This window comes from Modicisalibacter xianhensis (assembly GCF_900113605.1).
Lineage (GTDB): Bacteria > Pseudomonadota > Gammaproteobacteria > Pseudomonadales > Halomonadaceae > Modicisalibacter > Modicisalibacter xianhensis.
In genome coordinates, this window is sequence record NZ_FOPY01000007.1 from 197840 (window position 1) to 211563 (window position 13724).

10 protein-coding genes are annotated in these 13724 nt (G+C 63.6%); 7 read left to right on the forward strand and 3 right to left on the reverse strand.

Translation table 11 applies throughout. The features are described 5' to 3' along the window. Positions 1-53 precede the first annotated feature (53 nt). The 3 genes from gatB to gatC are packed head-to-tail and all read right to left on the reverse strand — an operon-like array spanning position 54 to position 3303. The gene (gatB, locus tag BM194_RS10250) at positions 54-1505 is read right to left on the reverse strand and encodes an Asp-tRNA(Asn)/Glu-tRNA(Gln) amidotransferase subunit GatB (RefSeq protein ID WP_092846373.1); all 1452 of its coding nucleotides are present in this window, start codon (positions 1503-1505) and stop codon (positions 54-56) included. Continuing rightward, a complete protein-coding gene (gatA, locus tag BM194_RS10255; protein WP_092846375.1) occupies positions 1505-2965 on the reverse strand; it encodes an Asp-tRNA(Asn)/Glu-tRNA(Gln) amidotransferase subunit GatA in 1461 nt (486 codons plus the stop codon). The genes gatB and gatA overlap by 1 nt, the downstream gene beginning before the upstream one ends. A 50-nt stretch (positions 2966-3015) precedes the next feature. Continuing rightward, positions 3016-3303, reverse strand: a complete 288-nt coding sequence (gene gatC, locus BM194_RS10260; RefSeq protein WP_092846377.1) for an Asp-tRNA(Asn)/Glu-tRNA(Gln) amidotransferase subunit GatC — start codon at positions 3301-3303, stop codon at positions 3016-3018. Positions 3304-3690: 387 nt separating this feature from the next. Here gatC and BM194_RS10265 point away from each other — a divergent pair, with 387 nt between their 5' ends. The 7 genes from BM194_RS10265 (at position 3691) to tldD (ending at position 13723) form a co-directional block, all read left to right on the forward strand. Further along, the gene (locus BM194_RS10265; RefSeq protein WP_092846379.1) at positions 3691-4728 is read left to right on the forward strand and encodes a rod shape-determining protein; all 1038 of its coding nucleotides are present in this window, start codon (positions 3691-3693) and stop codon (positions 4726-4728) included. Positions 4729-4796: 68 nt separating this feature from the next. Then, the gene (mreC, locus tag BM194_RS10270) at positions 4797-5702 is read left to right on the forward strand and encodes a rod shape-determining protein MreC (protein WP_279586971.1); all 906 of its coding nucleotides are present in this window, start codon (positions 4797-4799) and stop codon (positions 5700-5702) included. Next, positions 5702-6190, forward strand: a complete 489-nt coding sequence (mreD, locus tag BM194_RS10275; protein ID WP_092846383.1) for a rod shape-determining protein MreD — start codon at positions 5702-5704, stop codon at positions 6188-6190. Before mreC ends, mreD begins: the two co-directional genes overlap by 1 nt. A gap of 54 nt (positions 6191-6244) precedes the next feature. Continuing rightward, positions 6245-6844 carry a Maf family protein gene (locus BM194_RS10280; protein WP_092846385.1) on the forward strand — a complete coding sequence of 200 codons (600 nt, stop codon included), beginning with the start codon at positions 6245-6247 and terminating at the stop codon, positions 6842-6844. 72 nt (positions 6845-6916) lie between these two features. Next, positions 6917-8380 carry a ribonuclease G gene (gene rng, locus BM194_RS10285; protein ID WP_092846387.1) on the forward strand — a complete coding sequence of 488 codons (1464 nt, stop codon included), beginning with the start codon at positions 6917-6919 and terminating at the stop codon, positions 8378-8380. Positions 8381-8414: 34 nt separating this feature from the next. Further along, positions 8415-12272, forward strand: coding sequence for a YhdP family protein (locus BM194_RS10290; RefSeq protein ID WP_092846389.1), 3858 nt, complete (start codon positions 8415-8417; stop codon positions 12270-12272). Next, positions 12269-13723 carry a metalloprotease TldD gene (gene tldD / locus BM194_RS10295; protein WP_092846391.1) on the forward strand — a complete coding sequence of 485 codons (1455 nt, stop codon included), beginning with the start codon at positions 12269-12271 and terminating at the stop codon, positions 13721-13723. The genes BM194_RS10290 and tldD overlap by 4 nt, the downstream gene beginning before the upstream one ends. Position 13724: the final 1 nt, after the last annotated feature.

A 13724-nucleotide genomic window follows, 5' to 3' on the forward strand; every position in this document is an offset into this window, starting at 1 on the left:
GACCTGAAAAGTAGATCGTGCAAAGGGCCCGGGAGAATCCCGGGCCCATCGGGTCATGACTGGTCGAGTTTCTGCTTGAGCAGGGCGTTGACCTGTTGCGGATTGGCAGTGCCGCGCGAGGCCTTCATCACCTGTCCCACGAAATAGCCGATCATCTTGCCGCGCTTGGCTTCATCGGCCTCGACATACTGGGCGACCTGAACCGGACTGTCGGCAATGACCTGATCGATCATGGCCTCGATGGCGCCAGTATCGGTCACCTGCTTGAGCCCCTTGGCCTCGATGACCTCGTCGGCAGTCTCGCCTTCGCCGTTCCACAGGGCCATGAATACCTGCTTGGCGGCCTTGCCGTTGATGGTCTCGTCGATGACGCGACGGATCAGACCGCCAAGCTGGGTGGCACTGATCGGACTGTCGGCGATGTCCAGGTTTTCTCGGTTGAGCTGGCCGGCCAGTTCGCCCTGAACCCAGTTGGCGGCCAGCTTGGCATCGCCGCAACTGTCCTTGACCGCCTCGAAATACTCGGCCATGGGGCGGGTCGACGAGAGCACGCTGGCGTCGTAAGCCGACAGGCCAAGCTCGCTCTCGAAACGGGCGCGCTTCTCCGAAGGCAGTTCCGGCAGGCTGTCGCGCAGGTGGTCGACGTAGGCCTGGTCGAGCACTACCGGCAGCAGGTCGGGGCAGGGGAAGTAACGGTAGTCGTTGGCTTCCTCCTTGGTGCGCATGCTGCGCGTCTCGTCGGCTTCGGGGTCGTACAAGCGGGTTTCCTGGACGACCTTGCCACCCTCCTCGATCAACTCGACCTGACGCTCGATTTCGTAGGCGATGGCCTTCTCGACGAAACGGAACGAGTTGACGTTCTTGATCTCGGCTCGGGTGCCCAGCGTCTCCTGCCCCTTGGGGCGCACCGAGACGTTGACGTCGCAGCGCATCGAGCCTTCGGCCATGTTGCCGTCGGAGATGCCCAGGTAAGTGACGATGGAATGCAGGGCCTTGATGTAGGCGACCGCTTCCTTGGCCGAGCGCATGTCCGGCTCGGAGACGATCTCCAGCAGCGGCGTGCCCGCTCGGTTGAGGTCGATGCCGGTCATGCCGTGGAAGTCCTCGTGCAGAGACTTGCCGGCATCTTCCTCGAGATGTGCGTGGTGTACCCGAACGCGCTTGGTGCTGCCGTCCTCGAGGGAGATCTCGACCTCACCGGGGCCCACGATGGGGTGATACATCTGGCTGGTCTGGTAGCCCTTGGGCAGGTCGGGATAGAAGTAGTTCTTGCGATCGAAGATCGAGGTCTCGGGAATCTCGGCATTGATGCCCAGGCCGAATTGCACCGCCATGGCCACGGCGGCCTCGTTGAGCACCGGCAACACACCCGGCAGGCCCAGGTCGACGGCACAGGCCTGGGTGTTGGGCTCGGCACCGAAGGCCGTGGAGGCCCCCGAGAAGATCTTCGACTGGGTGGCGAGCTGGACGTGGACTTCCAGCCCGATCACGGCTTCCCACTGCATTATGCGTTCTCCTTGCCGAAGGCGGGCTGGCGGCGATGCCAGTCGGTCGCCTGCTGGAACTGATGGGCGACGTTGAGCAGCTGCTGCTCGGCAAAGTGCGGGCCGAGGATCTGCAGGCCGACGGGTCGGCCGCTGGCGAAACCGGCCGGTACACTGATACCTGGAATGCCGGCGAGGTTGATGGCGATGGTGTAGATGTCCTGCAGGTACATCGACACCGGATCCTTCTTGGCGCCCAGGTCGAAGGCCGGCGTCGGCGAGGCCGGGCCCATCAGCACGTCGACGTCCTCGAAGGCATCAAGGAAATCCTGGCGGATCAAGCGCCGAACCTGCTGGGCCTTCTTGTAGTAGGCATCGAAGAACCCTTCCGAGAGGGTGTGGGTGCCGATCAGGATGCGTCGCTTGACCTCATCGCCGAAGCCCTCGGCGCGGGTGCGCTTGTAGAGATCCTCGAGATCGGCGGGGTTTTCGCAGCGATGACCGAAACGCACGCCGTCGTAGCGCGACAGGTTCGAGGAGGCTTCGGCCGGGGCGATGACGTAATAGGCAGGAATCGCCAGATCGGTGTGCGGCAGGCTGACCTCACGAACCGAGGCGCCCAGCGATTCGTAGACCTTGATGGCGTCGCGCACGGCGGCTTCCACCTCGGGGGCAAGACCATCGCCGAAATATTCCTTGGGCAGACCAATCTTTAGCCCGGACAGCGATGCCTCGAGTTCGGCACGGTAATCCGGGACGCCGCGTGCCACGCTGGTGGAGTCGCGCAGGTCGTGGCCGGCGATGGTGCCGAGCAGCAGGGCGCAGTCCTCGGCGCTACGCGCCATGGGGCCGGCCTGGTCGAGGCTCGAGGCATAAGCGACCATACCGTAGCGCGATACCCGGCCATAGGTCGGCTTGAGGCCGGTGATACCGCAGAAGGCCGCCGGCTGGCGGATCGAGCCGCCAGTGTCGGTGCCCAGGGCGGCAGGTACCAGGCCAGCAGCGACGGCGGCAGCACTGCCGCCGGAACTGCCACCGGGCACGGCGGTCAGGTCCCAGGGGTTCTTCACCGGGCCATAATGGCTGTTCTCGTTGGACGAGCCCATGGCGAACTCGTCCATGTTGGTCTTGCCGAGGCTGATGGTGCCGGCCGCGGCGAGTTTTTCGACCACGGTGGCGTCATAGGGCGAGACGAAGTTATCGAGCATCTTCGAACCGCAGCTGGTGCGCACGCCTCGGGTACAGAAAATGTCCTTGAGTGCCAGTGGCAGGCCGGCCAGGGGGCCCGCTTCGCCCTTGGCGCGTGCGGCATCGGCGGCATCAGCCGCCTGCAGGGCCTGTTCGGCGGTCACGGTGATAAAGCTGTTGAGTTCACCGTCGAGACGCTCGATACGTGCCAGCAGCGACTCGGTGAGTTCCCGGCTCGAGAACTCACCAGCGGCCAAGGCCGTGGCAAGCTCCGTCAATGTCTTGTCATGCATGGGCGATGATGCTCCTGAAATACGTGGCCAGCGATGCGTCGCTCGAGCGTTTATTCGACAACCCGGGGAACCAGATAGAGACCGTTCTCGACAGCCGGCGCGCAATGCTGGAAATGTTCACGCTGGTTGGGTTCGGTGACTTCGTCGGCGCGCAGGCGCTGGGTGGCATCCAGCGGGTGAGCCAGCGGCGCGATGCCCTGGGTATCGACGGCCTGCAGGCGGTCCACCATGTCCAGAATGCGACTCAGGTCGTCCACGTAACGTTCGGCCTCATCGTCGTTCAGGCCCAGGCGAGCAAGATGGGCGGCACGCCGCACGTCTTCGGGTTCAAGCGCCATAGCGTCAACTTCCTATAATGTGCGTCAACAGTCGGAGTCGCCTAACGCATCCATACGAGCGCGGACGAGGCGGATGCCGATGACTCGATCGGCGATACGCGGAAAAAAACGCGTTTTGTCGTGTTGCAGATGGTTTGAAGGCTCATCGGATTGCGTATGATGAGGGGCTCTTCTCTGCGTCGCACGTCTTCAGCGTCGCCTCGCTCGTTCATATCGTTCAGCGACTCCGGAGGAGGCAGGGCGGCCAGTGTGGCATCGCCCGAAATAAATAGGTGCAAAAGGTATCATAACTTGTCGCTGACGGGCATCTTGCTTGCCGCGTCTTTCCCGCGATGATACCGTTTGCCTCCGCACAGGGTTCCGGTCTGGACTAGGTGAAAGACTTCCATGTTTAAACGTTTGAGGGGGCTGTTCTCCAGCGATCTGTCGATCGACCTGGGTACTGCCAACACACTGATCTACGTACGCGGTCGCGGTATCGTCCTGGACGAGCCCTCGGTAGTGGCCATCCGACAGTCGGGCAACATGCGCTCCGTTGCAGCGGTGGGGCTCGATGCCAAGCGCATGCTGGGCCGCACACCGGGCAACATCACCGCGATCCGGCCGATGAAGGATGGCGTGATCGCCGACTTCACCGTCACCGAGCAGATGTTGCAGCACTTCATTCGCAAGGTTCACCAGAGCACCTTCCTGACCCCGAGCCCGCGCGTGCTGGTGTGCGTTCCCTGCATGTCGACCCAGGTCGAGCGGCGCGCCATCAAGGAGTCCGCCGAAGGGGCCGGTGCACGCGAAGTGTTCCTGATCGAAGAGCCGATGGCCGCTGCCATCGGGGCTGGCCTGCCGGTCGAGGAGGCGCAAGGATCGATGGTCGTCGATGTCGGTGGCGGCACGTCCGAGATCGCCATCATTTCGCTCAACGGCGTGGTCTATTCCGAGTCCATTCGCGTCGGCGGCGATCGCTTCGACGAGGCCATCATCGCTTATGTGCGCCGCCACTACGGCAGCCTGATCGGCGAAGCCACCGCCGAACGCATCAAGGAAGAGATCGGTTGTGCCTATCCTGGTGGCGAACTGCGCGAGATCGACGTGCGCGGGCGCAACCTGGCCGAGGGCATCCCGCGCAGCTTTACCCTCAACTCCCACGAAATACTCGATGCCCTGCAGGATCCGCTTGCCTCGATCGTTGCCGCGGTCAAGAGTGCTCTGGAACAGTCTCCCCCCGAACTGGCCTCGGACATCGCCGAGCGTGGCCTGGTGCTGACCGGTGGCGGTGCCCTGCTGCGTGATCTCGACAAGCTGATCGCCGAGGAAACCGGCCTGCCGGTCATCGTTGCCGAGGACCCGCTCACTTGCGTCGCACGCGGTGGAGGCAAGGCCCTCGAGATGATCGACCAGCACACCTTCGAACTGCTTTCCAGCGACTGATTCGACCGTAGCCGCGATGCAGGCCAACCCGCCTGTGTCGCGTCTGTCGGCCTGCAGGGGGAAGGCCTATCAAACCGCTGTTTTCGCATGGGCCCGTGCCTGGCTATCGCATGCTGTTGTGCGCCATCGTCGCATTTGCGCTGATGTTCGCCGAGCAGCGCATGCCGCGCATGGCGGATTTCCGTGCTCATCTCTCGACGCTGGTAGCGCCGGTGCAGTGGGTCGTCAGCCTACCCAGCGAGGGCCTCACCTGGGGAGCATTGGTCCTTTCCGACCAGCGCAAACTCATTGAAGAGAACCAGCATCTGCGGGAACAACTGCTGATGCTGTCGCATCGTGTGCAGCGCATGGCCAGCCTGACGGCGGAAAACGTGCGGCTGCGGGAGCTGCTCGATGCGGCGCGGCGTAACGATATGCCCTACATGACCGCCGAGTTGCTGTCGCTGGACTCCGACCCTTTCACCTACCAGATGGTCATCGATCGGGGACGCACCGACGGCGTATATACCGGCCAGCCGGTCATGGACGCTTCCGGCCTGATCGGGCAGGTGACCTCGGTGTCTGCCTATACCAGCCGGGTGCTGATGCTGGCCGATGCCAGTCATGCCGTGCCGGTGAAGATCAATCGCAACGGCCTGCGCTTCATCGTCCAGGGCTCGGGGCGCTACGATTCCCTGGATGTGCTGCATGTGCCGGATACTGCCGACATCCGCCAAGGCGACCTGCTGGTCACTTCCGGCCTGGCGGGACGTTTTCCCGAAGGCTATCCGGTCGCTCGCGTTGTCGAGGTCGTTCACGATCCCGGCGAGCCCTTTGCCCAGGTGAGGGCCGAGCCGGTGTCGCAGCCCGAGCGCTCCCGTCATTTCCTGCTGTTGTTCCCGCCGCCCCCGGTCGAAGTGTCCGAGCAGTCGCTGGATGCTGCCATCCGGCTCGGCGACGCGATCAATGCGGCCCGTGGCGAGGAGGACGAGTGATGGCGGTACACACCTTTCGCGGCCTGTTGATGATCTGGTCGAGCCTGCTGCTGGCCCTGTGTCTGCAGGTCATGCCGCTGCCCGATGCCTGGTTGGTCTGGCGTCCTGACTGGCTGGGGATGATTCTGGTCTACTGGTGTGTGGTCTCGCCTCAGCGGGTCGGGGTGTTCTACGGCTTTGCCCTGGGACTGCTGCTGGACCTGATCGAGGGCTCTCCGCTAGGCCAGAATGCCCTGGTGTTCTCGTTGCTGGCCTACCTGTCCCTGCTGCTGTACCAGCGCATGCGCGCCTATGCCCTGGTACAGCAAGCCGTGATGGTCTTCATCCTGTTGGGCATCGTGCAACTCGTCGAACAGTGGCTGCGCACCATCTTCGGTCCGTTTTCCATCAATCTGGCGTTTCTGCTGTCGGCGCTGATCGGCGCCGTCCTGTGGCCCTGGTTCTTCACGCTACTACAGGCCGCACGACGCCGGCTGAACGTCATCTAGCCCTGCTTGACCATCAGTCCCAGGCAGGGTGCAGCGACTAACAAGGAGCGTGTCGTGTCCTCTCCACTGCTACGCCTGGCGTCGGCATCGCCGCGTCGTCGTGAGTTGCTGGCTTCGATCGGCTTCGATGTCGCCCACGATATCGAAGTCGTGCCGGTCGACATCGATGAAACACCGCTTGAGAACGAGCCGCCCGAGGCTTATGTCCTGCGCCTGGCACGTGCCAAGGCGGCGGCAGGAAGCCAGGGAACCCAACTGCCGACGCTCGGGTCGGATACCGCAGTGGTCGTGGACAGCCGCATCCTCGGCAAGCCGGCCGGGCGCGAGCATGCTCGCGAGATGCTGACCCTGCTGTCCGGGCGTAGCCATGAGGTCATGACGGCCGTTGCGATTCAGGGGCCTCAAGGCATGCTGGCGACCTGCGTCACTACCCGTGTATTCATGCGCTCAATCGACGAGCAGGAAATGGCGGCCTACTGGGCCAGCGGCGAACCCGCCGACAAGGCAGGTGGCTATGCTATCCAGGGGCGAGCCGCGATCTTCATCGAGAGAGTCGAGGGCAGTCATTCGTCCGTGGTCGGTCTGCCGCTGTTCGAGACGGCCGAACTGCTGGTGCGCCAGGGCGTGCCGTTGTGGCGTCAGGGCGCGTCGTGATCGCGACCCTGCCTGTGTCATAATCCAGATATGCCCTGGCGGCTCACCCCAGCGAAGCGATAAGGAACCTGCATGAGCGGCGAAGTACTGATCAATCTCACGCCAATGGAAACCCGCGTAGCCGTCGTCGAGAATGGGGTCCTGCAGGAAGCCTTCATCGAACGCAGCCGGCGCCGGGGCATTGTCGGCAACATCTACAAGGGCAAGGTGGCGCGCGTCTTGCCGGGCATGCAGGCCGCGTTCATCGACATCGGTCTCGAGCGTGCGGCGTTCATCCATGCTCATGAAGTGATGCCGCCCAACACGCCCTCCGATGAGCAGGTTTCCATCAGCCAACTGCTGCATGAGGGCCAGCCGCTGGTGGTTCAGGTCACCAAGGATCCGATTGGCTCCAAGGGGGCAAGGCTGACCACGCACCTATCGGTGCCCTCGCGCTATCTGGTCTACATGCCCGATTCGGGCCATACCGGGGTCTCGCAGCGCATCGAGGACGACGGCGAGCGTGAGCGGCTCCGCCTGTTGGTCGAGGAATGCCTGGCCGAGATCGACCAGGAAGTGGCCGGTGGCTTCATCATCCGCACGGCGGCCGAGGGCGTGGGCAGGGAGGAACTGCTCACCGACATGCAGTTCTTGGTCAGGCTGTGGCGCAAGGTGGGGGAGCGCAAGCTAAATGCACCGGCCCCCAGCCGTATCTACGACGACCTGCCACTGTTCATACGCACCCTGCGCGATGTCATGCGCGATGATATCGAGAAGGTACGCATCGATTCCCGCGAGAACTACCACAAGCTGGTGGAGTTTGCCCAGGAATTCATGCCCGGGGTGTCCGAGCGGATCGAGTACTACCCCGGCGAGCGTCCAATCTTCGACCTGTTCAGTGTCGAGGACGAGATACACAAGGCGCTGGGACGCAAGGTGCAACTCAAGTCGGGCGGCTATCTGGTGATCGACCAGACCGAGGCGATGACCACCATCGACGTGAATACCGGGGGCTACGTCGGCCATCGCAACCTCGAGGAAACCATTTTCAAGACCAACCTCGAGGCGGCGACGGCGATCGCCCGGCAGCTTCGTCTGCGCAATCTCGGCGGGATCATCATCATCGACTTCATCGACATGGAAGACCCGGAGCATCAGCGCCAGGTCCTGCGCGTACTGGAGAAGGCCCTCGAGCGCGACCATGCCAAGAACAAGCTGACCGGCGTGACGGAGCTCGGCCTGGTCCAACTGACACGCAAGCGGACCCGGGAAAGCCTCGAACAGACCCTGTGCGAGCCATGTCCGACCTGCCAGGGGCGCGGCACCCTGAAGACGCCCGAGACGATCTGCTACGAAATCTTCCGTGAGATCCTTCGCGAGGAGCGGGCCTACAGTCCTGAAACCTACATGGTGCTGGCCTCGCAGGCGGTGGTCGACCGTCTTCTCGACGAGGAGTCCGCCGCCGTGGCCGATCTGGAGATATTCATCGGCAAGACGATTCGCTTCCAGGTCGAGTCGCATTACTCCCAGGAGCAATACGACATCGTCCTGATGTGAACCCGCTCGCCATGGATCGGAGGCAGTAATTCACATGGCCACGTCGCGTATCCTGCTGCGTTGGGTGCTGACCCTGCTGGCCATTGGTCTGGCGACTGTCGCATTGCTGCTGGGTGGTGTTCGGGTAGCCATGCACCAGACCGATGGCCTGCGTGACGAGCTGAGCGCGTGGCTGACCAGTCAATTCGGCGCGAGCATGCAACTGGGCCGGTTGAATACCGCCATGCACGGGCTCGACCCGTCGCTGACACTCAATGACCTGCAGCTGATCTCGCATGCCGGCGTCGATCCCTATCCGCTGCTCGATATCGAGCGGGCGGGTTTGCGTCTCGATGTCATCGACTCGCTGCGTACCGGTTACCCCGTGCTGGCCAATGCACGCATCGACGACGCGACGCTCCACCTCTACCAGGATAGCCAGGGCCGCTGGGGCTGGCCCGCACCAGCCGAATTGCCGACCGAGATCGTTCCCGACACTGGCTTTGCGATTGCCGATATCGACCGCATCACCGGACTGCTGCTGCGTCAGCAGCTGCAAGCAGCGAACCTCAAGGTGGTATTGCACGGCCTCGATGACACCGTGACGTTGTCCTCGCCACGCATCGTGATGGCAGGCAGTAGCCAGAGGGCCCATCTGGAAGGGCAGGTCTTGCTGGACGATGGCACTACCACACAGGCCTTGGAAGTCGTGCTGGAAATGCCACCGGAAGAGCCAGGGCCAGAGGGTTACCAGGCATTACTGCAAGTCAATGCCGACCTGGATGCCTTGTCGCGCCTGGGACGCCTGGTTGCCAGGCCCACCCCGCTCGATTTTGCAGCCATGCAGGGGGCGGCCAGGCTATGGGGGTTCTGGCGTGACGGGCGTCTCCAGGATGTACGTGCCGAACTGGACATTGCCGAGCTCGGTATTGATGGTCGTGACGAGACATCGTCGCTGCAAGGCCTTGGTGCGCAGGCCCAATGGCTGCGTGGTGAAGACGACAATTGGCAGGCCTGGGGCACGACGATGGCGGCCAATGCCGAACCGACGGATATCGGGCCGGTGCCGAGGCATTTTTACGCCAAAGGCAACGATGAGGCGTGGTCACTGCAGACCACGCCCTTCGAGATCGCCGAATTGGCAGCATGGGGGCGACGATTGACAGATTCGCCGGCGTTGACCAAGGCCATCGACGGCCTGGAGCCGGCTGGCCGGGTGGCGGGATTCTCGGTGGGTTGGCGACAAGGACAATGGCGGTCGCAAGCCCTTCTCAGGGATGCTTCGGTCTCCTCCTGGCAGGGGGCGCCGGGAGGCGGCCCGCTCGATGCCTGGGTGGAAATGACGGGGTTGAGCGGGCAGCTCACGTTCACCGGGGCATCCGGCACGGCGCTGGTCTTTCCCGAGACCTTCGATGAGCCGCTGTTGGTCGATGGCATTGCCGGTAAGGTGAGCTGGGCACACGATGACGGCAGATGGCAAGTCGTCGGAGACAACCTCAAGGCCATGTGGCGTGGGGCGAATATCAGCGGCGGCTTCGGGCTGGTGACTTCCGGAAAGACACCCGGCGAATTCGAACTTCGCCTGGACATGGCCAATATCGATGCCATCGACGCACCGCTCATGGCCTGGTTGCCTGCCAAGGTGCTCGATCCCGAGCTGCGCGAGTGGCTGGGCCAAGGCATTGCCGGTCGCGTCCCGCAGGGCAGCCTCTACGTCCAGCAACCGCTCGACGGCTCAGGCGGGACGAAGACCGATGACGCCGAGAACGAGGATTTCGAAGGCAAGCTGCGCCTGACATTACAGGTAGAAGACGGACGTTTGCCCTTTGACCCCCAGTGGCCGGCCCTGGAAAACGTTAGCGGAACACTGACGGTCAATGACGAGACCCTGCATGCCGATGTCGCTCATGCCGAAGTGAGTGGACTGGTCAGCGAGGGGGCCAAGGTAGCATTGCAGGACGAACTGTTGCGCGTCGAGGGGCCGGTGAGCGGGTCGAGTCAGGCGCTGCTCGATTTCCTGGCAGCCAGCCCGATCGAAGGCATGGACGCGTTTTCTACATGGCGCAGCGAAGGCCAGGTCGAAGGGCAACTGGCTCTCTCGGTGCCGATGGTCGAAGGTGAGGAGATCGAGAACAGCGAGGCGCTCGAGATCGATGTAACGGCGGCCATCGATGCGCCGAGCCTGACGTTGCCGCAGTCCGGACTGACCTTGGGCAGCATCAACGGTCGCCTGCATTATCGTCACGCGGGCAACGAGGATACGCTGACCGGTGAGCTTGGTGCCCGGGCCTTCGATGGGCCGATGCTGGCGCGCTTCGACGTAGGGGGAGAGGGCGTGGCCATTGAGGGGCGGGCGCTGGCACGTGGCCTGCTGGCCTGGGCGGGTGTGCCGGCGCTGGATAATCTGCTGGCCGGCTATTTCCCCTACAGCGCAAAATTGGATCTGCAGGGCGAGCAGCCTCGCCTGACGCTCGACAGCGATCTTGAAGGGCTGGCCATCCTGTTGCCGGCGCCGTTCGGCAAGCAACTCGACGAACGGGTGCCATTGCATGTCGAAGCGATCCCGGGCGAGCTCGTGCGCGTGGACGTGGCCGACCGGCTCAGGGCGCGATGGCGCACCCGTGTCGGGCAGGCCGCGCAGGGACAGGTCTGGCTGGAGCGCTGGCCAGCCTCGCCGGATTGGCCGAGGGGGCCTGGCTGGGAGGTCGTATGGCGCTCGTCGGGGCTGCCGCTGACACGATGGAAGGACGCCTTGGCAAGCGTGTCGTTACCCGAGACGACAGAAACCTCGCCACCAGCCACTTCGGCCTTGCGCCGGATGGTGATCGACACCGGTTGCCTGCGCTGGGAGCAGCGCTGCCTGGGAACGCTGAATGCCTCGCTGGCTCCCGTAGGTGATGGGTGGCGTATCGATCTGGCCGGCAGCCTGGCGCAAGGATCGGCACAATATCATCCACAACGCTCCCGGCCGCTGGACATCGCACTGTCGAGCCTATCCCTGGATGCGCTGTTGCCCGAAGCGCCCGCGCCGGAAGCCACCGGATTGCTCGATCAGATCGCAACGCCCCCCGAGCCCGTCGCGTTGCCGCCGGCGCTGGCCCGCCTGCCGGCTGGACAGGTACGTATCGATACGCTCATTCATGAGGGGCGTCGACTGGGGCCGCTCACGGCCAGTTGGGATGCGACACCCCAGCGGTTGAGCCTCAAGCCGCTGTCGTTGACCTTGGGCCAGGTGGTCGCCGAAGGCGAAGTGATATGGGAAAGCTCTGGGACTGGCGCCAGCCTGACCCGTTCGCGGATTGCCCTGACAGGGGGGGATCTCGGTACGATGATCGAGGCATTGGGGCAGCCGGTACCCTTGCGCAGTGCCTCGACCCAGGTCCAGACTCAACTGGCATGGCCCGGTGCACCGTGGCAGTTCGCCCTGGAGCGTTCGCGCGGGAGTATCGAGGCGCAGCTCGAGGATGGCCGTTTTTTGACCTTGGAGTCGCCATCCGCACGGCTGATCGGCTTGCTCAACGTGGATAACCTGCTGCGTCGGCTACGCTTGGATTTTTCCGACGTGACTGGCCAGGGCACCGCATTCGACAGCGTGACCGGAAATGCGACACTGTATGATGGTCGTCTGGAAACACGGGGGCCCGTTGAAATCGATGGCCCATCCACCCAATTTACTCTGGAAGGCAGCGTCGATCTCGCTGCACGGCGGCTCGACCTGTTGCTAGGCATTACCGTACCGGTCAGCCAGAACCTGCCGTTGGCCGCTGTTCTCGTCGGTGCCCCTTATGTCGGTGGCGCGCTGTTCCTGGCCGACAAGGTATTTGGTGGCTGGATCGACAAGGTCACACGAATTCACTATCGCGTGCAGGGTCCTTGGACCTCGCCGCAGATCACACTGGAAAATGCCGAATGACGCAATTGACCCAATCTCCGCTGGACGAGGCCATCGCCACGCTGCTGGCACCGGGAGGCCTGGATGCCGAGGCGCTCGAACCTGGGTTGAGCCATGCGCTGGGCCCGGGTATCGATTATGCGGATCTCTATTTCCAGCGCAGCTGGCATGAAAGCTGGGTACTCGAGGACGGTGAGGTCAAGGATGCCAGCTACAACATCGATGGGGGTGTCGGTGTAAGAGCGCTATCCGGTGAGAAGACCGGCTTTGCCTATTCCAACCAGATCACGGCCGAGGCGCTTGCCGAAACCGGCAAGACGGCATCGGGCATTGCGCGCAGCGGATCGTGTCTGGATCGCAAGCCGGTCACGGTGAGTTCGGCTCCGCTGCGCTATACGGGTATCGACCCGCTGTCGGGCCTGACCGCCGAGGACAAGATTGCCATGCTCAAGCTGGCCGATCGCGTGGCACGTGCCGCCGACCCCTCGGTCAGCCAGGTCAGTGCCTCGCTGACCGGCGAACACGAGGTCGTGATGGTCCGCGCCAGCGACGGTACGCTGGCGGCGGATATCCGACCACTGGTGCGCCTCAACGTCAGCGTGATCGCGGCCAAGAACGGGCGCAGAGAGCGGGGCAGTGCCGGAGGCGGTGGCCGCTATGCCATGTCGCGTCTGCGTGACGAGAATGCCGCCGAGCGTTATGCCAAGGAGGCGGTACGTCAGGCGCTGGTCAACTTGGAGGCGGTCGATGCGCCTGCCGGTCAGATGCCGGTCGTGCTGGGCTCCGGCTGGCCAGGCATCCTGCTTCACGAGGCGGTCGGCCATGGCCTCGAGGGCGATTTCAACCGCAAGGGCAGTTCGGCGTTTGCCGGCCGCATGGGGCAGCGGGTGGCCGCGCCCGGTGTCACCGTGGTCGACGATGCCACGCTGGACGATCGTCGCGGCTCGATGACCGTTGATGACGAGGGTACCCCGGGCGCATACACGCCGCTGATCGAGGACGGCATTCTCGTCGGCTACATGCAGGACAAGTTGAACGCACGGCTGATGGGCATGGCGCCGACCGGCAACGCCCGTCGCGAGTCCTATGCCCACCTGCCGATGCCGCGCATGACCAATACCTACATGCTCGCCGGACAGGACGATCCCGAGGACATCATCAAGAGCGTGAAACGCGGCATCTATGCGGTCAGCTTCGGCGGTGGTCAGGTCGATATCACCTCCGGCAAGTTCGTGTTCTCGGCCAGTGAAGCCTACCTGATCGAGGACGGCCGCATTACCACACCGGTCAAGGGCGCCACATTGATTGGCAATGGGCCGGAGGCCATGGGCCGGGTGTCGATGATCGGGCACGATATGGCGCTGGATACCGGTATCGGCGTATGCGGCAAGGAGGGCCAGGGCGTGCCGGTGGGAGTCGGTCAGCCGACGTTGAAGTTGGACGAGATTACGGTCGGCGGCACTCAGTCTTGAA

Coding starts and splice junctions, on each gene's coding strand:
- rng (WP_092846387.1), top strand. CDS start 6,917: ATGAGCGGCGAAGTACTGATCAATCTCACGCCAATGGAAACCCGCGTA.
- BM194_RS10265 (WP_092846379.1), top strand. CDS start 3,691: ATGTTTAAACGTTTGAGGGGGCTGTTCTCCAGCGATCTGTCGATCGAC.
- gatB (WP_092846373.1), bottom strand. CDS start 1,505: ATGCAGTGGGAAGCCGTGATCGGGCTGGAAGTCCACGTCCAGCTCGCC.
- BM194_RS10290 (WP_092846389.1), top strand. CDS start 8,415: ATGGCCACGTCGCGTATCCTGCTGCGTTGGGTGCTGACCCTGCTGGCC.
- mreD (WP_092846383.1), top strand. CDS start 5,702: ATGGCGGTACACACCTTTCGCGGCCTGTTGATGATCTGGTCGAGCCTG.
- gatA (WP_092846375.1), bottom strand. CDS start 2,965: ATGCATGACAAGACATTGACGGAGCTTGCCACGGCCTTGGCCGCTGGT.
- tldD (WP_092846391.1), top strand. CDS start 12,269: ATGACGCAATTGACCCAATCTCCGCTGGACGAGGCCATCGCCACGCTG.
- gatC (WP_092846377.1), bottom strand. CDS start 3,303: ATGGCGCTTGAACCCGAAGACGTGCGGCGTGCCGCCCATCTTGCTCGC.